Genomic DNA, 19,439 nt, shown 5'->3' with positions numbered 1-19,439 from the left:
ATTTCTTCACAACTTATAGCTCTCTAAGAAAACAAACAGTGGCAATGGACCCCGACAACACCGGCATCTTAAGCGTAAGGATACTACCGGTAAAACATATTGCTGAAGAAATGATGCCTTCAAATAATCCCTGCTCCTCTGTACATGGTCTTGGCGTGTTTGGCTTTTCTGAATTGTGCCACTCTGTCCCACAAACCCAGCCCCCCTTCACCAGAGAGCCTCCAGAGATCCAGCTATCTTGCAACACTCTACCGGCATTGATTACTTGAGAGCTTCCCCACACCATTGCATTATCAGCCACCACAGCATTTGACAGAATTCTAGTACCTGTTATTGGTTCAATAGTAGCGTCAACCGCATCCCAGCGCAGCTCCCACCCCTCTACTTCTTCTGATATCAGCTCAGTCGGGAGGGTATCTATATTGAGAGTATCTTCTACTTCTGCTCGAGGACCATTCCATTCATGGATTCTTCGGAAGGAGTTGGTCCAAAAGGTTCTAGCTACATAGTCTTCCTCAAAGACCGGCGCAAAGATTGGTTCTTTGGTTGATGTCATTCCTGAGACATACTCAGAGGAAGAGTAAGTGAAGATCCTTGCATGACCATAAACTTGAGCGTTTCCATAGACGTAGCTGTCATCGAAGACTTGGGCATGGCCATAGACTTTGGCATTATCATAGACCTTAGCGTTGCCGAACACCTTGGCGTGGCCGAACACTTGTGGCACTAGAGTGATGGGGTCTCCCTCAGGTGAGGTCCCTGTGGTGGACTCGATGACGGCATCCCCAAAGACTTCTGCAACTTCGTAGACGCGAGCATCACCCAAGACTTTGGCATTGCCGTAGACCCGCGCCCCCCCGGTGGGTACAACAACTTGAACACTGGTGGGATCACCACTCACTTTCCCAGTGACATGGGCAAAACCAAATACCTCGGCAGCGGAGAAAACTCTTGCACTTCCATTAATTACGGCATTTCCGTAAATCTTGGCCTGTTCATAGACGCTGGCCTCTCCCTCTATTGTCGCTTCATCAGATACTTCTACAACGAGGGAGGCTGGTGTCAAGTCCGACCAAGTGGGCAGGATCCCACAAACGGTAGCTCCGTCGAAAATGTAGACGCCTCTCTTCGGTCCGTGGGCCGTCGAGCCAGAGACCCTTGCACCTCTGCACACTGTAGCTTGATCATACACCCAGACATTGCCATCTATGTAGACATGTCTGTCGACTGTTCCACTAGTGCCAAAAACTGTCGCCTCGCCATATATGTTAGCATTGCCATCAACGGTGGCAGGTCCGCCCACGAAGGCATCGCCGTAGACATGCGCTTGTCCCCTTATGGTTGCATGGGTAGATACTTCTGCGTTGCCGTAGACACGGGCGTCGCCGGTGATGTGGGCACCACTGTGGACATGGGTATAGTCTTCAACCCGGGCATTCCCGTCAACTGTGGCGCCGTCAACGGTTGCATAGTCTCGAATGAAGGTCTCGCCGGATATGTCGGCGTTGCCCTTTACGGTGACACCGTCGTAGGTGGTCTTCTGGCCTTCTTCATCTTCTACTACTTTCTTGGGCTTTCCATGGATTGTGGTATTTCCATGGATCTTCGCGTTGCCAGCAACTGTGGTGTTGCCATAGATGCTCCTGCGGGCGGTATCCTCTTGAAGGATTTCTCTGAGCACAGGTCCGTAGAATTTTGCATTTCCAGAGATGTCTGCGTCACCGTAGACGAAGGTTCCTGTTCCGGATACTTCTGCGTTCCCGTGGATGCGGGCATTATCGTAGACCCTGGCGTAGCTTACGTCTGCCTTTCCCCTGATTCGGGCGTCGCCAGATATGTGGGCGTTACCGTGAACTTGCACGCTGTCCAGGGCATCCTTGCCGGTTATCCCTTGGCCCAGGTCGCCGATGACCCATGCCCTCCATCTGATGGTGGCATTGCCGTAGACGCTGCTGCCTCCTGCCACCTGTGCCTCTTGGTAGACTTTGGCATTGCCGTAGACACGGGCCCACCCGCCGACCCTGGCGTTGCCGTGGACCTCGGCGTTCCCGGCGACGATGGCGTTCCCGTACACCACAGCGTTGCCCGACACCTCAGCGTTCCCGGCGATGACTGCGTTGCCGTAGACCCTTGAGTTACCGGTCACCACGGCGTCGCAAACCACCTGCGCGGCCCCGTTGATCCAGGCCCCACCGGTTTGGTCCAGATTCTCCTTTTTTTGGACCCACCCTCCCTCTTCACCCTTCTCGGCCACTGTGAATCGATACCCACCGAAATATGCATAGATGTCTCTGGCTGCCCTCACCTGCCACAGGTGAAGCAATTCGGGAACGCTGATGCAGCCCAGCAGGTCTCCGGAACCCTGTGAAGTACTTCCCATGGTTCCGGTGCTACCCGCACCGGCCGCTGCGCTCGCCCCGTCTGGTAACGTTCCCTGCCCGCCAACGGCTCCGTTGGTGCTGGTGGTGTCGGGGGGCATGAGGCAGAACTTGTCATTGCCGGGGAAGAACACGCATTCGTCGGGTAGTTCGACGTCTTGTTGTGTGGTGCATTTGGTGTGGGGGGTGACTTGGGTCCACGGGTCGCCGGTGGTTTTGCGCCACCAGAAGAAGAACGTGTGCTCGCTGCCAGCTTCCAATTCCCCCATGACGGCTTCGAGCCGGTCGGATTCCAGGATTGTTTCGTCTTCAGGGTTTCCGTTGGTGTCGCGGGCGACTTTCCATTGGGCGACCATGGGGTGGGCGTCCCAGGCGAGGACCACGGTTTGGCTGGTGGTTTCTTTGCATTCGGGGGGTGCGATGTCCATGGACACCGTGTCACATGATGCAGTGGGCGTGGCGGTGTTCCATAGCTGGTCGGGGCCGGTGCGCCACCGCAACTGGAACTCGTGGGTTTCCCCGGATGCCAGGTTGTTGTAGGTGATCTGGGTGGCGTTGGAGTCGGTCACGGTGACGGGTTGGGACCATTGCCCGCCGGGGGCTTTCTTCCACACCTGCCACTCCATGGGGGCCGGTCCGGGCCGGTGGGCGAACACCAGGGTGATCCCGGTGTCGGTGGCGGCCCCGCATTCCGGCCCGACCGGGGCTACCAGGGTGGCACACGTTTCGGTGGCGGCGTCGGACCAGGTCCCGTCGTAGTCGGACCGCACCGCCACCACATAACTGGTGGCGTGGGTGAGCCCGTCGAAGCGGTGCGACACACCGGTTGCGTCGATCCAGTCCCCACCGTCGAGGGACACCTGGTGGTTGTCGGTGCCCGGCGCCGGTACCCAGGTGGCGTGCAACCGGGTGAACCCCGCTGTACACGCCAAACCGGTGGGGGTCGCCTCCAGGGTGGTGCAGTTCACCCCCGACCAGTCCTGGGCCACCCCGCCTTTGAGGGGCAACACCCCCACGAAGTACTCCGTGGCCGCCAACAGGTCGTCGAACACGACCCCCTCGGCGTCGACGGTGGTCTCGGTGTAGGCGCTCGCCGGGGTGGCCTGTTGCAGCCTCGCCGCGTACCCCTCGGCACCGGCCACCTGATCCCAGGTCACCCACAACTGCGTCGCCGACGCCGCACACCCCAGCCCCGCAGGCGCCGCCAACACCGATACCGCGGTTTTGGCGTTCAGGTACCCGGCACCCCGCCAGGCCACGTCGTCACCGGCTTGCACCCACAGGGTGTAGGCGGTGTCGGGCTTCAGGTACCGGAACACGAAACTGTTGGCACCGGCGGGCAACTCCACCCACTCGTCGCCCCGGCTCACCCGGTACCTCGTCGCCCCCGGAAGCGAGTCCCACGTCAACTCCAACTCGGTCGGCAACGGGGCATCCACCGCCAACCCCTGGGGTTTCCTCATCGACGACGGTGAGCAACGAATACCGGTCCAGTCCTGGGTGTCGCCGTCCTTGACGCCGTACACCGCGATGAAGTACTCGTCGGACCACAGATGCTCGGCCTTGAACGACGCGGCCTGCGTTTCCTCCAGGGGGACATACGCATAGTTGTACTCCGAGTAACCGGTCTCCACCATCCGCACCCCGTACCCGTCGGCGCCTTCGACCGGGTCCCAGGAGATCGTCAACTCGTTCAGCGACACCCGGCACGCCAACCCGGTCGGCGCGGCCAATTCCGACCGTGTCGTGGTGCACGCCAACGCGGCTTCCTCACCCCAGTGGTAGTCGCTTCCCCCGGGCGTGGTCGGCTTGCCCGCCTGCACCCGCACGACGTACGTGTCCCCCGGCGTCAAGAAACCGAACACCCGCGGACCCCGCCAAATGGTCACCCACCCGTTGCCCCGGCTCACCCGGTAACGGCGCGCCCCGTCCACCTTGTCCCAGTCCACGGTCAACTCCGACACCCCCGCAACACACGTCAAACCGGCCGGCGCCGCGATGGTGGTCAGCGTGGTGCAGTAGACACCGGCCCAGTGCTGGGCCTTGTCGTCCTTGAGGGCGAGCACCCCGATGAAGTACTCGGTGCCCGACAACAAATCGGTGTACAACGTGGAGGTGGTCGTGGTGATCTGCTCGTACTGGGTGCTGCCCGCCTCCGCGACCTGCAGTTTCGCCGCGTACCCGTCGGCGCCGGTCACCGGATCCCAGGTGACCTGGATGGAATCCGCGGTCGCGGCACACGACAGGCCGGTGGGGGCGGGCAACCACACCTGCCCGGTGGAACACACCCGTATCGCGGACGCCCCCCACCCCATGTCGTTGCCTGCTTGTGCCCGCACGGTGTAATCCGTGTCGGCGGTCAGATGGGTGAACGTGTGCGTCGTGGTGGTGGTGTCGGCCCACCCGTTGCCCCGACTCACCCGATACCCGGTGGCCCCGTCCACTTCGTCCCAGGTCACGGTGATCTCGGTTCCCGCTGCGGTGCAGTCCAGGCCGGTGGGGGCGTCGGGGGTGTCACCGAGGGTGGTGCAGGTGACCCCCGACCAATGCCCGATCACCCCGTTCTGGATGCCCAACACCCCGATGAAGTACCTGGTGGCCGACTCCAACCCGGTGAACGTCACCTCGGTGGTGGTGGTCTTCTTTTTGGTCTGGGTGCTGCCCACCACCGCCAACTGCAGTTTCGCCTCGTACTCGTCGGCGCCGACCACCGGATCCCACGACACCCGCATCTGCTCTGAGGTCGCCTCACACGCAAACCCGGTCGGCTTCGCCAACGGGGCCGTCGTCGTCGCACACGTCACGGACCCGGTCTGGCCCCAAGCGGTCCCGTTGCTCGCCTGCACCCTGACGGTGTAGCCGGTCTCCGGTTCCAAAAGGGAGAACACATGCGACTCCGCGGTGGTGGTCACCCACCCGTCGCCCAACGTCACCCGGTACTCCGCGGCGTCGACCACCTCGTCCCACGACACCGTCAACCGGGTGGCCTCCGCCACACACCCCAACCCGGTCGGCGCCGAATGCAACGTGGTGCAGTTCACCCCGGACCACCAGCCGATCACCCCGTCCTCGATGCCCAACACGCCGATGAAGTACTTGGTGCCCGACTCCAACCCGGTGTAGGTCACCTGGGTGGTGGTCGTCTTCTTCTTGTTCTGGGTGCTGCCCACCACCGCGAGCTGGAGTTTGGCCTCGTACTCGTCGGCACCCTCAACGGCGTTCCACGACACCACCAACACCGACGCCGACGCCTGACACGCCAACCCCGTCGGCGCCGGCAACGGCGCCTTGGTCGTCGCACACGTCAACGTCCCCGACGGACCCCACACCGACTCCCCCCACGTGTCGTCGTCGCCCGCCTGCACCTCCACCGCATAGGTCGTCTCCGGCTCCAACAAGCTGAACACGTGCGAGGTGCCCGACACCGTCACCCAACCATTGCCCCGACTCACCCGGTAACGCGACGCCCCGTCCACCTCGTCCCACGACACCGTCAACCGGGTCGACTCCGCCGCACACGACACACCCGTCGGCACCCCCGGCGACGCCCCCAACGTGGTGCACACCTTCGGGGGCAACACCATGTGCTTGCCCGGGTTGTGCCACAACAAAAACCGGTGACCCGTCCCCGGTGACAACCCCGTGAACGTCGCCGTCGTCTGACCACCCCGCAACGTCTCGTACTCGACGTATTCGAGGCCGGTTGGCTTCAACCGGTCCACCCAGTAGGAGTAGTTCACGCCGGGCGGGTCGACCAGCGACAACGTCACCGACGACGTCGTCACACTGGTGCACTGCAACGGGCGGGGCTCGGCCCGGGTCGTACAATCCTCCTGCGCGGCAGCCGACCAATCAGACCCCGAGCCGGACTGCACCTGCACCGTGTAGCTGGTGTCACGGCTCAGATCACCCAACCTCACCGACGTTCCCGCAGCCGCGGTCCAGGGTTCCCCGCTAACCCGGGCCCGGTACGACGCCGCCTGCGGCACCGTGTCCCACGACACGTCCAAATGGGAGAACCCGGCGCCACACACCAACCCGGTCGGCGCCGTCGGCGGCAACGACGTGAAACAGAACTTGCTGGCGAACGCCTGAGACACGCTCCCCGACCACGCATGCACCCCCAAGAAATACCCGGTGTAATGGTCCAAACCGGTGAACAAAGCCTCGGTGCCGGTCACCGTCTTCAACACCGGACTCCCCGAGAAAACCACCGCCGCCTGATACCCCGTCGCCCCCGCCACCGGATCCCAACGCAACCGCAACGACGACGGCGACGCCTCACACACCAGATTCGACGGGGCCGCCAACGACGACGCCGACGTCGAACACGTCGTCGACGCCGACTCGCCCCAACCCGACCCGTTCCCCGCCTGCACCCGCACCGTGTACGCCGTCGCCGAGTCCAAATACCAGAAATCCGCGGTGGTCCCCGACACGGTCACCCACCCCGCGCCCCGGCTCACCCGGTACTCCGACGCCCCGGCCACCTGATTCCAACTCACCCTCAAAGACGACGCCCCCGCCACACACCCCAACCCCGACGGCGCCACCGTCAACGTCGAACACGTGATCCCCGCATGCCAACCATTCACCCCGTCCTTGATCCCCAACACCCCGATGTAATACGCCGTGCCCGACAACAACCCCGTGAAATGGTACGACGTGTTCTGTGTGTAGAACCGCGTCTGGGTACTGCCCGGGGTCGCGAACTGGATCGCCCCCGCATAACTGTCCGCCCCCACCACCGGATCCCACGACACCCACAACTCCGACGCCCCCGCCGAACACGCAAAACCCGTCGGCGCCGGCAAAGGCGCCGCCGTCGTCGAACACGACAACGACGCCGACGGACCCCAACCCGAAGCGTTGCCCGCCTGCACCCGCACCGTATACGCCGTCTCCGCCGCCAAATTCGTGAACAAATGCGACGTGCCCGTCGTCGTCACCCACCCGTAACCCCGACTCACCCGGTACTTCGACGCCCCCGACACCTGACCCCAACTCACCGACAACGTCGACGACCCCCCAACACACCCCAACCCCGACGGCACCCCGGGCACCGGCACCAACGTCGAGCACGTGATCCCCGCATGCCAACCATTCACCCCGTCCTTGATCCCCAACACCCCGATGTAATACGCCGTGCCCGACAACAACCCCGAGAAATGCTTCGACGTGCCCGCCGCAGTGAAACGGGTCTGCGTGCTGCCATGAACCGCCAACTGGATCGCCCCCGCGTAACTGTCCGCCCCCGCAACCGCGTTCCACGACACCCACAACTGCGTCGTCGCCGCCGTACACGAAAAACCCGTCGGAGCCGGCAACGGCGTCCCCGAAGCCGCACACGCAACACCAACCCCGCACGACGACCCCAAATCAAAACCCATCCCCAACAACTCGCTATCAGACAACTCCCTGATCAACGCGTCCTCCACCACGAACTCCTCACCCGCGTCCGACACCTCCAACAACGGCCCATCCGCAGGCCCAGGACCAGGCACCGCAACCACCGGCACCAAACCCAAACCGGCCGCACCTTTGCCAACCGGCCCTGAACCCTGATACTTCGGTCCGATCTTCACACCCACCGAACCGCCCGGGGAACCAAGACCCAACTTCGGCCTCTCAATCACCACCACTTCGGACCCGTCATCGGCATCCCAGAACCCGCCCCCATCCTCCGGCCCATCCGCAGGCCTCACCCCGACCTGTTCCCTTGCGGGCACCAAACCCGCATCCCAAACATCCTCGACCGCCGCACCGGCCACCCCGAACCCCTCATCAACCACAGGAACCACCAACTCCACCCGCTCACGCCCACCAACAGCCCCGCTCACCCCGTATTCGGGTTCGTCAAACGGGCCATCAGCAGGCGGCAACGCCGGGACCGCCTCCACCGGGACCAAACCCGATCCGCCACCCGCACCCGCACCAAATCCCAACACACCCGCAGCCGCCCCAAAACCCCCGCCCCAAGCGACTGCCTCCAAAGGACCATCCGCCGGCCGCGCCGCCGGATCAGCCTTCACCGGCACAAAACCCGAACCCCGCTCGCCCATCTCAGCCGACGCCGCACCCGCCCCCACAAACCCACCAGCAAACCCGCCGCCATCACCATCGTCGGACACACCATCAGCCGGCGGCACACCCACACGGGCCTCCACCGGCACCAGCCCCCAACCCGACCCGGCTCCGGACCCACGCACCGACAACACACCCGCACCCACACCCTCTGCCGCCCCCGCAACCGGCCCCGGCTTCTCCACGGACGGACCATCCGCAGGAGGAACACCCGCACCCACACCCGAACCGGACACACCAACCCCAACCGCCCCCTCACCGGCCCACCAACCCGACTCGCCCCCCGATACCGGACCCTGCGCGGGAGGCTCAGCCCGACGGGCCTCCACCGGCACCAAATCCGACAACCCACCCTCATCTTCCTGGGGCACAGTCACGTCGCCGAAGTCTTCCAGCATGAGGTTCTCAACCGGCGGGGCGTACCCCGTCGAACCTTTACTAGCGCCTACACCCTCTTCCCCTGTTCCCGTCTCCTCCGGCTCCGAGGGCACCTCGACAGCCGCCGCCGACACACCGGGAGCGGTCACCAAAATCCCGGCCAACAAGCCCGCCACCGTCACGAACACAACGCCACGTCTCAACGCCGCTACCCCCGGAGCCTTCCGCCTCACGAAGAACTTCCTACCACACACCACCCACAGCAACAACCGGAAGCGCCCCCAACCCTTGCCCCAAAGGACCTCAAGCCGTGCGGATGGAGCGCATCATCAACACGCCGCCGGCCAGCGCGACCGGAGGTCCGGGAACAACAACGCTGGTGGTGGACACCGTGGGCACCACCACCGTCGCGGTGATCACCACGATCGTGACCGCCGCCATCTGCGCCAACAACAGCGACCCGTGTACCGCCCTCGGTGAAGCGTCAATTCTGGCCGCCCACCCCAGACACAACAATCCCAACACCGCAGCGCCCATCACCGGGATGCCGATCATCACGTCGGTGTGCAACCCATTCGACCCATCAGCCGCGAACCCCAACGGTGGAGCCGTCCACAACAACAACCCGCACGACACCACCACCACCAACGCACCCGACACCGCCGGCCCGACACTCGCCTCCAACGCCACCCGACGCACCGCCCTAGCGTCCGGGGCCAACAATCTGACGGCGACGATCACCAACCCCGCCACAACAAACCCCGGGCCCGCACCCATCGTCCCCAGCGAATACACATTCGCCGCCAAGTCCAACATCGGATCGGTGCTGTTCGACCACTTCGCGAACAACGCGATCCACACCGACACCCCCCCAGCAGCCCCGAACAACAACCCCCACGTCACCCCCAACGACCACCGGCGCCCCAACAAACACAACGCCACCACCATCACCATCAAATCCACCCCGGCCACCACCACCGCGCCCCCGGTGGCCTGAGGGAACGAACCGAACACCCCGTCCCCCCGCACCCAAGAGAACAACGAACCCACGAACATCACCACCGCACCAACCACCAACCACGGCTCCCACGGCCCACCACCCTCACCCAACCAAACAACCCTCGACACCACCGCCCCCTCCGACGACGCGCCCTCACCAGACGCCGAACCAACCCCAGAACCGCTGTTCACAACATCGTCACCCATCACAACCTCCCCAAAGGAACAGGCCCGAAGCATCCCACACCCACCCAACCCCCCACAAACACCACGACCTCATACACAAGAAAACGGACAGTCCCGGCAGTCCCGTCCCGGCTAGTTGGGGAGGTGTGGGGCGCAGCGTTGGAGGACGGGGCGGTGGGTGAGGGTGTGGTCGGCTCGAGCGGCGGCGATGCGGCTTCGGACGGCATCGAGGTCGTCCAGTTCGCCGAGCACCGCTTCCACGTCGATGAGTTCGCTCTCGACGTCGCTCAGCAGCGATTCCCACGCTTCCACCGGGGCATATTACCAACCATCTCGGCCCGGCTTGGGGATACAGTGACGGTGGGCCGCTAGCTCATCAGGTAGAGCAGGAGACTTTTAATCTCAAGGTGCTGGGTTCGAGTCCCAGGCGGCCTACCAGGCCTACCCTAAAGTTGTCGCTCGGGCCACTACGCTGAGGGTATGCGACGCTTGATTGCACTGCTCGCCGCTCTGGCGCTGTTGTTCTCCGCTTGCGGGGGCGACGACGATTCCGCCGAGGAAGCCACCCCGGAGCCGACCGTGGCCGTCGTGGAGCCCACCGCGGCCCCGCCCACGCCGCCACCGGTGGACGAGCCCACCGTGGAGGAGCCGGAGCCGGAGGAGACCCCGGACGACCCCGTCGCCGAACCGGAGGAGACCCCCACCCAAGAACCGCCGCCCATCACCGACGACACCACGGAACCCGTCGACGTCCCCGAGCCGGTGGACTTGAGCCAGCCGGCGTTGAGCAGCGCCGACAAACTCAGCACCGTGGGTATCGGTTCCCTGTTCTTCGGCATGAGTCCCGACGAGGCGGCCGCGGCGATCTCCACGCAGTGGACCGGGGGTGAAGAGGGGGGCACGGGCCGCTGCTACCTGCTCGCCCCCGCCAACGGTCCGTCGGGGGTGGTGTTCACGGTGTTCAACAGCGCCGTCGAGCGGGTGGACATCACCAACAACATCTTGTCCACCCGGTCGGGGGCCAGCGTGGGCAGCACCGAGGCGCAGCTCTACGAGCTGTTCGGCGCCCGCTTGCTGGCCACCCCCTACGCCGACGGCAGCGGCAATTCCATCCAGTTCATCCCGGTCGACGAATCCGACGCCGACTACCGGGTGATCTTCGAGACCAACGGCACCACGGTGACCTCCATGCGGGCCGGCCGGTTGCCGGTGGTGGCACCCAGCGAGCCCTGCGGCTGATCCCGGCTAACCATCAGCCCCCTCCGGGGTGCCGAGGGCCACAACCGACGATTGAGGTGGACGTTCAGAGAAACGACACGGCCGGGGGGCGCAGGTCGGTGAGGGCCCGCAACACCGAGTAAGCGGTGACCGCGCTGGTCCGGGGATTGTCGGGCGAAGCGGCGTTCTCGAACGACAATTCGTAGGTGCCCGCCGTGCCCGACGCGCTCACCACGTGACGAACCCGGGTGGCCTCCGGATCGCCCACCATGCGCACCCGCACCCGGTCGAATCCGATGGTGGCCAACGACAAGGTGGCGGTCACGTTGGCCGACTCGGGAAACCGCTCACAGGCCATACGGGCCACACCGTCGAACACCGTCACCGGGGCCGACCCAGCGGCCAACCCGTCTCGCATGGTCTCATCCATCCACGGGCGAACCAACGCCGCCGCGGGCTTGGTGCTGGTGATGGACACGTCGTCCAGCGGGCCGAACATCATGGCCGCTCGCAGGATGTCGAACCCGCCGATGGCCCCGGTACACAGCAGCAGCCGCCCACCCTCCGCCTGGCGTAGTTGCGACTCCAGCGCCTCGTCGGCCAAGGCACCCACGCTCACCACCAACAGGTCGGTGCCCGCCTCCCGCACCGCCACCCCGCAATCCCGCAACGCCCCGTGACCGGCCGCCTCCACCACCACGTCGGCTTCCGACAACAGTGAGTCCAAGTCGGCGACCCCCAGCCGATGGTCGACCTCCGGGTCCAGCACCCCGGTGAGTACCGCCCCGTCGACCGTTCCCGCCTCCAGCTCCCGGGCCACCACCGAGCCCATGGCCCCGCAGCCGATGAGGCCGACTCGCAACATCACCTCACGCTACCGCCGGATGGAGCCAATCCCGGCCCCGTCCACCGGCTGGTACTGTCAAGACATGCATTCGGCGATGGCAATCGGCTGAGAACCGTGCCCGGCGACGTCACCGTCAAGTTGCCCGCGGCTCAGAAGTACGACCGCATGGCCGAGGTCGCCGCCGCCCATGCCGCCACCCATCAGGGCTTCCCGCCCACCGCCGTGACCGAACTGAAGCAGGCCGTGAAGGAAGCCATGCTGTTGCTGCTCGATCCCGCCCACCCCGACGGCACCGTGGCGATCGACCTGCAGAGCAAGGCCGGCATCGTCACCGTGGAAGCCCACCTGGACGACTCGGCGATCCCGCCCATCCCCGAGGACCGGATCAGCCGATTCGCCTCGGTCGCCGAGTCGCTGGTGGACTCGTGGAAGCTCGACCCCGACGACCACCGCCTCCTGCTTCAAAAGGCCGCCCCCGGAGGCGGAGGCCCCTGAGTCAGACGCCGGTGGAGCCGAATCCTCCTGATCCTCGGGTGGTGGGGGGCAGCTCCTCCACCTCCACGAAGTCGGCCTGCTCCACCTTCTGCAGCACCAACTGGGCGATCCGGTCACCCCGCCGCACGGTGAACGGTTCGGCCGGATCGGTGTTCACCAACAGCACCTTCAGCTCCCCCCGGTAGCCGGAGTCGATCAGCCCCGGCGTGTTCAAGCAGGTGACCCCGTGGCGCAGGGCCAACCCGCTCCGGGGCTGCACGAACCCGGCGTAACCGTCGGGGATGGCGATGTAGGTGCCGGTGGGCACCAGGCCCCGGCCACCACCGGGGGCCAGCTCGACGTCCTCGCTGGCCACCAGGTCGGCGCCGGCGTCGCCCTCGGTGGCGTAGCGGGGAAACGGCAGGTCCGGGCGGCTGCGAACGATGGGAATCTCCAACACGGCGGTGACACTACCCAACCAAGCCCGGACGATGACGGCAGGCCGGGATGAAGCAACGAACGGTTGGCCGACTCAGGCTCGCCCCAAATCAGGTTGTAGGTTCCACTGCAGATGTTGGCCTGGATGGACCTGGAGATGACCGGCCTCGACCCGGCCGTCGACGTCATCGTGGAAATCGCCACCCTCATCACCGACGACGACCTGGAGCTGGTGGCCGAGGGCCCCGACCTGGTGGTGGCCGCCCCGCCCGAGGCGCTGGCCTCGATGGAGGACGTGGTGGTGGAGATGCACACCGCCAGCGGGCTGTTGGATCAGATCAAGGCCGCCACGCTCAGCCTGGAGAAGGCGGGCCGGGCCACCCTGGAGTTCCTGCAAGAGCACATCCACGAGCCCCGCACCGTGCCGCTGTGCGGCAACTCCATCGGGGTGGACCGCCGCTTCTTGGCCGCTCAACTGCCCGAGGTGGAGCAGTACCTGCACTACCGCTCCATCGACGTCTCCACCATCAAGGAGCTGGCCCGGCGATGGCACCCCACCGCCTTCGAGGCGGCGCCCGCCAAGGCCAAGGGCCATCGGGCCCTGGACGACATCCGCGAGAGCCTCATCGAATTGCGCCACTACCGTGAGAGCTTCTTCCGCCTCCCCACCAGGGCGGGCCCGTGACGAAGCGACCCCGAAAGCAGGAGCAGGAGGAAGCCACCACCGAGATCACCGAGGTGGTGCCCGGTGTGTTGCGCTCCATGTTGCCGGTGAACCTGCCGGGGCTGGGCCACGTGAACTGCTACATCCTGGAGGACGAGCGGGGGGTGGCGGTGGTGGACCCCGGTCTACCCGGCCCCGAGTCGTGGGAGGCGTTGGTCCACCGCCTGGGCCTGGCCGGCTACCGGGTGGCCGACGTCCACACCGCCATCATCACCCACTCCCACTTCGACCACTTCGGCGGCGCCGAGCGATTGCGGGAAGAGTCGGGGGCCGACATCTTGACCCACCAGAGCTTCCGGCCGATCTGGGACCGCCGGGAAACCGAGGAGTCCCACGACCCCGAGGACAACGCCTCCGAAGAGGAGATCCTGGAGCGGATCGAGGAGAGTTTTCGCCAGACCACCCCGTGGGGCACCCAGCGCAAACCCCCCGGTCGAGAACAGATCCAGCGGTTTCGGGCCAGGGACAACTTCCACGCCCGCTGGTTCCAAACCCCCCGCCCCACGGTGACGGTGGTCGACAGCGACATCGTCCCGCTGGCCCGCCGGGAGTGGGTGGCCCTGCACACCCCCGGCCACACCGGCGACCACCTGTGCCTGTTCGATCCCGAACACGGGGCGGTCTTCTCGGGCGACCACGTACTGCCCACCATCACCCCGCACATCGCCGGCCGCAGCGACTCCCAGGACTCGCTGGCCGAGTTCTTCGCTTCCCTGCAGCGGATGAAGACCCTGCAGGGGGCCACCGTGGCCCTACCGGCCCACGGCCACCCGTTCTCCGACATCGGCACCCGGGCCGACCACATCTGTGACCACCATTACGAGCGCCTCGACGTGCTGCGCCAAGCCGGCCAAACCCTGGGTCGGGCCACGGTGGAGGAGTACATGCGGGTGCTGTTCAGCGAGCGGGCCTGGGGCGACATGGCCGCCAGCGAGACGTTCGCCCATCTCGTTCACCTGAAGGTGATCGGCCAGGCCACCCAGGGCGCCACCCCCGAAGGCTTGGTGACCTTCGAGCTGTCGGAATCGCCCTGAGCGCCCCCTCATCGGGAATTGAATTGACATCGGCGTCGGTAGGCTGTTGAGTAGTGCCCATGTTCGCCATCAGCAATTCGCCAAACGGCCTCTTTGGCCGTGTCGGGCGCGTAGCCATGGCTGACATGCCCAGAATTCGGCCCGGCTATTGGCTGTCCCATCACACACCGTGCTTGTTCGGCCAGAAGACCGCCGGTAGCAGGCCTCGGGGAGGGTCCACGTAGAAGTTCTACAAGGATCACATAACTCCCGAGGCCGCCGGAAAAATCCGGCGGCCTTTTCAGTTTCCGCCCACCCATCGATTCACCGTCCGCCACCCCCAACCGAAGAACCCCGAAAGGAGCCACTCATGGAAGCACTGCTCTTTGAAAATGCACCGTGGCGCTCGGACGCGGCCTGCCGCACCGACGACGCCTCGCTCGGGGAGATCTTCTTCTCCGACGAGCTGCAGCACATCTCCCAGGCCAAGACCATCTGCGCCCAGTGCCCGGTCATGGCCCCGTGCCTCGAAGGGGCCATCGCCCGCCGGGAGCCGTGGGGAGTGTGGGGCGGCCAGTTGTTCCGCAACGGCAAGGTGCTGACCAGCAAGCGCCGTCGGGGTCGTCCGTCCAAGGTGCCCCGTCCCGAGGACGAGTTCCTGCAGGTGCCGGTGCCCGAGCACCTGCGCGAGCGGCTCCGCTCCGCGTGACGACCCACGCGGCGTGACGGCCCGGCAGCTTGATCACCCGGCGGCCTGACGGCCCACGTGGCGTGAGGGCTCCGGCCAAATGCATGGCGGCCTTGGCCGCCGCGGCGCTCATCTTTGTCGTCGCCGGCTCCTGTTCCTCGGGGGCCGGCGACGATGTCGCGCTCGGCGACATCGAGTTCGAGCTGTTCGACGGGGGAACGGCCACCATCGGGGACCACCTCGACCGGCCCCTGGTGCTCAACTTCTTCGCCTCCTGGTGTACACCGTGCATTACCGAGATGCCCGCTTTGGAATCGGCCCACCAACAGCGGCCCGACATCGCCTTCGTGGGCCTCGCCGCCAACGACACCCCGACGCGAGCCCGCGAGATCGTGGCCGAGACCGGGGTGACCTACGTCACCGGCCTGGACCGGGACGCGGCCATCGGCAACGCCCTGGGCATCCTGGGCATGCCCACCACCGTGTTCATCTCCGCCGACGGCCAGGTGCGCTACCAGCACACCGGCGCCCTCACCCTCGACCAGATCACCACCCACATCAACACCCACCTGCATCCCTGACCGGGCCGGCGGATCAGCCGGCTCTCGGCCTGCCCTCGACGGCGTGGGTAGGTCGGGTACGGGCGGGGCCGGGAGGAGTCAATAGGCTGGGGGGAGATGTTCGACATTGATCTGGCGGTGCCGTTCGGGGCCGGGCTGGTGGCCGCGGTCAACCCGTGCGGGTTCGCCATGCTCCCGGCCTACCTGGCCTACTTCCTGGGGATCGGCAGCGGGGAGCAGGCCACGGAAACGGGGCGCAACGTGCTGCGGGGGCTGCTCGTCGGCCTGACCCTCACCGCCGGGTTCGTGGCGTTCTTCGGCACCATCGGGGCGCTGACCTCGTCGCTGGTGGCCACCTCCACCATCGCCGACCGAGGTCCATGGATCACGCTGGTGGTCAGCGGGCTCATGGTGGTGCTGGGTATCGCCATGCTGGCCGGTTTCGAGCCCAAGATCTCCATTCCCCGCCTGAACAAGGGGGGCGACAGCCGGGGGCTGCTCTCCATATTCCTGTTCGGGGTGTCCTACGCGGTGGTGTCGTTGGGGTGCGCCAGCCCGGTGTTCTTCGGCAGCGTGAGCGGCTCGTTCAGCACCGACGGGTGGTGGGAGGGCACCATGCGGTTCCTGGCCTACTCCCTGGGCATGGGCCTGGTGATCACCTTCTTGACGGTGACGGTGGCCATGGGTCGCTCCGGGGTCACCACCCACATGCGCCGCCTGCTGCCCCACATCAACCGCATCTCCGGGGGCTTCCTGGTGGTGGCCGGGGTGGTCCTGGGTTTCTACGGCTGGTGGGAAGTGCAGGTGCTGTTGCGCGACGACATCGACGCCAACAATCCGTTCGTGGAGGCCTCCCTGCGGGTGTCCACCCGCCTGGAGAGCTGGATCGTGGACGTGGGGGGCAGCCGCTTTGGCCTGGCCACCGCCTTCGTGCTGGTGGCCGTGCTGCTCTGGCTTCTGCGCCGCAACATCCCCTGGCCGTACCTTTGGGGGGCCTCTGCGGTAGTGGCGGTGGGCTACGCCGTGTCCGAGGCCGTTCAGTACCGGGGCGATTTGCTGATCCTCCCGGTGGTGCGGACCATCGCCGACATCCCCGAGCGAATGGGGCACTGGTTCACCGATCCGGTCCGCTGGCCGGTGCTGTGGGAGGTGCTGGCCGCCCTCCTGGTGGCGACCGTGCTGTGGGTGCGGCTGCGACTCCACGGGCCCAAGCCCCAGCCGAGCTGAACCCAACCGGCTGAGCCCAACCGAGTTGAGCCGACGGGCGGGCTAGAGCACGTCGCGGCCCAGGTAGGGACGCAACCCCGCGGGCACGGCCACCGAACCGTCGGGTTGGCGGTGGGTCTCCACCACCGCGGCCCACACCCGGGGCACGGCCAGGGCCGATCCGTTGAGGGTGTGCAGGATGCGGGTGCCCTTCTCCTCGGCGGGCCGGTAGCGCAGGTTGGCCCGGCGGGCCTGGTAGTCGGAGTACCAGGACACCGACGACACCTCCAGCCACTGGTCGGCTCCCGGCGCGTACACCTCCACGTCCCACGACCGGTGATGGGCCTGGCCCAGGTCGCCGGCGCAGATGTCCACGATGCGATGGGCCAAGCCCAACTCGGCCACGGCAGCCTCGGCCCGCTCCAGGATCTCGGCGTGGATGGCGGGCGCCTGCTCCGGGGTGGCGTAGGCCAGAATCTCCACCTTGTCGAACTCGTGGACCCGCAACAGGCCCCGGGTGTCGCGGCCCGCGGCCCCGGCCTCCCTGCGGTAGCAGGCGGTGTGGGCCATCATCCTCATGGGCAGGTCGGCCTCATTCAGAATCTCCCCGGAGGCCAGCGAGGTCAGGGGCACCTCGGCGGTGGGAATGGCCCACAGGTCGTCACGCTCCATGAGGTAGGCGTCGTCGGCGAACTTGGGGAGCTGCCCGGTGCTCACCATCACGTGACTGTGGACCAGCGTGGGGGGCCGGATCTCCTCGTAGAGGTCGGCGTTGCGGTCGAGTCCGAACTGGACCATCGCCCGGGCCAGCGACGCCCCCGGTCCCCGCAGCATGGCGAACATGGAACCCGACAGCTTGGTGGCCCGCTCCATGTCCAGCCAGCCGGCTTCCACGGCGAACTCCCAGTGGGGCACCCGCTGGTGCTCCCCGTAGGCGTCGGGATCGAAGTTCTCCACGCGCAGCACCGGGTTGTCGGAGTCATCGGCCCCGTCGGGAACATCGGGCGAGGGCAGGTTGGGGATGCGCAGCAAGAGGTCGTGAATCTCGGCGGCCAGCCCGTCGGCCTCCGCCGCCAGGGCCTTCTCCTGTTCCCCCAACCGTCGGCTCTCGGCGGCGGCTTGGTCGGCCTCGTCGTGGCGACCGTCGCGCTTGTGGCGACCCACCTGCTGGGACAGCTCCTTCACCTGGTGGCGAACCGCATCCCGTTGGCCGGTGAGGGTGCGGTGTCGCTCATCGAGTTCCGCCACCTGTTCCAGCTCCGTCAGGTCGATCCCCCGACGCAGCAACGCCGCTCGCACGCCGTCGAAATCGGTGCGCACCAGGCGCAGATCGATCATGAGGAGCCGTTGGAGGAATGGCCGCCCGACGCCCCCGACAGCGCCGGGGCCCGGCTGTCGGCGGCCGGCGGCTGGAGGGACTGCGACGTCACCACCCGCATCCGGGTGTTGGCCCGCTGCTGCTCCCCGGCCCAGCGGAAGAACAGCACGCCGATCCAGGTCCACAGGTACATGCCGCCCACCAGCTTCATGATGAGCCCGGCCGCCTGCTGATCGGCCTGCAGCCCGATGCCCCACAGCCGCACCGGGTGGTCATAAGCGCTGTACACCGCGCCCTGGGCGAAGGTCAAGAACCCCCCGGGCACGGTGGGCAGCACCGACATCAAGAACAGGTAGACCATCTTGCCGGGCGCGCCCATGCGCAACTCGGGAATCGGGCCGCACACCGGCAGCCACATGGCCATGGCGGTGCCCATCAACAGCAGATGCACGAAGTAGTGCAGGGCGCCGTTGTCCACCGAGGAATTGACCACCCAGGGAATGTGGCTCACCGCCACCATGAAATTGAACATCACCCCGGCCACCACCGGACGGGCCAGCCGCCGCACCCACACCCCGGCTCGCCCGTCGCCGCTCACCACCAGCCGGGCCAGCCATTCCGGGATCGCCGCCCACAGCAAAGGGGGCACCACCAGGGTGAGGAGCAGGTGCTGGATCATGTGGACCGAGTAGAGGTACTCCTCGGAGACGTCGTGCATCGGCCAATCGCTCGCCACCCACAACAGGACCATGGCCCCGGCGAAGGCCAAGGCATTCAACCGGCTGAACGCCGGCTCCCCGGCGGGGGCGGCCTTGGGGGCGATGATCCGGGCGGCGTACCAGGCCATGGCCAACCCGGCCAGCACGATGAACCACACCTCGGGATGGGGCTGGAAGCGCCAGATGTCGGTGTCGGCCGCCACGACCAC

The 19,439-nt window shown here is 66.1% G+C and carries 15 protein-coding genes and 1 tRNA gene; 10 read left to right on the top strand and 6 right to left on the bottom strand.

The features are described from left to right. Window positions 1-13: 13 nt before the first annotated feature. On the bottom strand, window positions 14-5,617 hold the full coding sequence (locus ACOQPQ_RS12570) for a fibronectin type III domain-containing protein (protein ID WP_420639769.1): 5,604 nt from the start codon (window positions 5,615-5,617) through the stop codon (window positions 14-16). A gap of 652 nt (window positions 5,618-6,269) precedes the next feature. Here ACOQPQ_RS12570 and ACOQPQ_RS12565 point away from each other — a divergent pair. Next, window positions 6,270-6,473 carry a hypothetical protein gene (locus ACOQPQ_RS12565; RefSeq protein ID WP_420639768.1) on the top strand — a complete coding sequence of 68 codons (204 nt, stop codon included), beginning with the start codon at window positions 6,270-6,272 and terminating at the stop codon, window positions 6,471-6,473. 2,683 nt (window positions 6,474-9,156) lie between these two features. Beyond that, window positions 9,157-9,837, top strand: coding sequence for a hypothetical protein (locus tag ACOQPQ_RS12560; protein ID WP_420639767.1), 681 nt, complete (start codon window positions 9,157-9,159; stop codon window positions 9,835-9,837). Between the two features lie 320 nt (window positions 9,838-10,157). Here ACOQPQ_RS12560 and ACOQPQ_RS12555 read toward each other — a convergent pair whose 3' ends face one another. Next, window positions 10,158-10,337: a hypothetical protein gene (locus ACOQPQ_RS12555; protein WP_420639766.1), complete on the bottom strand. Its 180-nt coding sequence runs from the start codon at window positions 10,335-10,337 to the stop codon at window positions 10,158-10,160. A gap of 50 nt (window positions 10,338-10,387) precedes the next feature. On the opposite strand from ACOQPQ_RS12555, the gene ACOQPQ_RS12550 reads away from it, so the two are divergent. Next, window positions 10,388-10,463: transfer RNA gene (locus ACOQPQ_RS12550), tRNA-Lys, on the top strand. Between the two features lie 42 nt (window positions 10,464-10,505). Then, on the top strand, window positions 10,506-11,264 hold the full coding sequence (locus tag ACOQPQ_RS12545) for a hypothetical protein (RefSeq protein WP_420639765.1): 759 nt from the start codon (window positions 10,506-10,508) through the stop codon (window positions 11,262-11,264). A 64-nt stretch (window positions 11,265-11,328) separates the two neighbouring features. Here ACOQPQ_RS12545 and ACOQPQ_RS12540 read toward each other — a convergent pair whose 3' ends face one another. Continuing rightward, window positions 11,329-12,108, bottom strand: a complete 780-nt coding sequence (locus ACOQPQ_RS12540; RefSeq protein WP_420639764.1) for an aspartate dehydrogenase — start codon at window positions 12,106-12,108, stop codon at window positions 11,329-11,331. 96 nt (window positions 12,109-12,204) lie between these two features. Here ACOQPQ_RS12540 and ACOQPQ_RS12535 point away from each other — a divergent pair, with 96 nt between their 5' ends. After that, the gene (locus ACOQPQ_RS12535) at window positions 12,205-12,585 is read left to right on the top strand and encodes a hypothetical protein (protein WP_420639763.1); all 381 of its coding nucleotides are present in this window, start codon (window positions 12,205-12,207) and stop codon (window positions 12,583-12,585) included. 1 nt (window position 12,586) lies between these two features. Here the strand turns inward: ACOQPQ_RS12535 and dut are convergent, their stop codons facing one another. Continuing rightward, window positions 12,587-13,024 carry a dUTP diphosphatase gene (gene dut, locus ACOQPQ_RS12530; RefSeq protein WP_420639762.1) on the bottom strand — a complete coding sequence of 146 codons (438 nt, stop codon included), beginning with the start codon at window positions 13,022-13,024 and terminating at the stop codon, window positions 12,587-12,589. Window positions 13,025-13,135: 111 nt separating this feature from the next. Between dut and orn the strand changes: the two genes are divergently transcribed. The 5 genes from orn (at window position 13,136) to ACOQPQ_RS12505 (ending at window position 17,214) form a co-directional block, all read left to right on the top strand. Next, the gene (gene orn, locus ACOQPQ_RS12525; protein ID WP_420639761.1) at window positions 13,136-13,687 is read left to right on the top strand and encodes an oligoribonuclease; all 552 of its coding nucleotides are present in this window, start codon (window positions 13,136-13,138) and stop codon (window positions 13,685-13,687) included. After that, window positions 13,684-14,760: an MBL fold metallo-hydrolase gene (locus ACOQPQ_RS12520; protein ID WP_420639760.1), complete on the top strand. Its 1,077-nt coding sequence runs from the start codon at window positions 13,684-13,686 to the stop codon at window positions 14,758-14,760. Before orn ends, ACOQPQ_RS12520 begins: the two co-directional genes overlap by 4 nt. Before the next feature lie 349 nt (window positions 14,761-15,109). Then, a complete protein-coding gene (locus ACOQPQ_RS12515; protein ID WP_420639759.1) occupies window positions 15,110-15,448 on the top strand; it encodes a WhiB family transcriptional regulator in 339 nt (112 codons plus the stop codon). Window positions 15,449-15,531: 83 nt separating this feature from the next. After that, a complete protein-coding gene (locus tag ACOQPQ_RS12510) occupies window positions 15,532-16,008 on the top strand; it encodes a TlpA family protein disulfide reductase (protein WP_420639758.1) in 477 nt (158 codons plus the stop codon). Between the two features lie 96 nt (window positions 16,009-16,104). After that, a complete protein-coding gene (locus ACOQPQ_RS12505) occupies window positions 16,105-17,214 on the top strand; it encodes a cytochrome c biogenesis CcdA family protein (protein WP_420639757.1) in 1,110 nt (369 codons plus the stop codon). A gap of 42 nt (window positions 17,215-17,256) precedes the next feature. Here ACOQPQ_RS12505 and serS read toward each other — a convergent pair whose 3' ends face one another. Next, window positions 17,257-18,531 (bottom strand): serine--tRNA ligase, encoded by a 1,275-nt coding sequence (serS, locus tag ACOQPQ_RS12500; protein ID WP_420639756.1) that lies wholly within the window; start codon window positions 18,529-18,531, stop codon window positions 17,257-17,259. Then, window positions 18,528-19,439 carry a cytochrome c oxidase assembly protein gene (locus ACOQPQ_RS12495; protein ID WP_420639755.1) on the bottom strand — a complete coding sequence of 304 codons (912 nt, stop codon included), beginning with the start codon at window positions 19,437-19,439 and terminating at the stop codon, window positions 18,528-18,530. Before ACOQPQ_RS12495 ends, serS begins: the two co-directional genes overlap by 4 nt.

This window comes from Candidatus Poriferisocius sp. (assembly GCF_965219775.1).
GTDB lineage: Bacteria > Actinomycetota > Acidimicrobiia > Acidimicrobiales > Bin134 > Poriferisocius.
Note: the sequence above shows the minus strand (reverse complement) of the source record. Positions and strands in the feature narration are given on the sequence as shown.

Coding starts and splice junctions, on each gene's coding strand:
- ACOQPQ_RS12560 (WP_420639767.1), top strand. CDS start 9,157: ATGGAGCGCATCATCAACACGCCGCCGGCCAGCGCGACCGGAGGTCCG.
- ACOQPQ_RS12545 (WP_420639765.1), top strand. CDS start 10,506: ATGCGACGCTTGATTGCACTGCTCGCCGCTCTGGCGCTGTTGTTCTCC.
- ACOQPQ_RS12540 (WP_420639764.1), bottom strand. CDS start 12,108: ATGTTGCGAGTCGGCCTCATCGGCTGCGGGGCCATGGGCTCGGTGGTG.
- orn (WP_420639761.1), top strand. CDS start 13,136: ATGTTGGCCTGGATGGACCTGGAGATGACCGGCCTCGACCCGGCCGTC.
- ACOQPQ_RS12515 (WP_420639759.1), top strand. CDS start 15,110: ATGGAAGCACTGCTCTTTGAAAATGCACCGTGGCGCTCGGACGCGGCC.
- ACOQPQ_RS12510 (WP_420639758.1), top strand. CDS start 15,532: ATGGCGGCCTTGGCCGCCGCGGCGCTCATCTTTGTCGTCGCCGGCTCC.
- ACOQPQ_RS12505 (WP_420639757.1), top strand. CDS start 16,105: ATGTTCGACATTGATCTGGCGGTGCCGTTCGGGGCCGGGCTGGTGGCC.
- serS (WP_420639756.1), bottom strand. CDS start 18,531: ATGATCGATCTGCGCCTGGTGCGCACCGATTTCGACGGCGTGCGAGCG.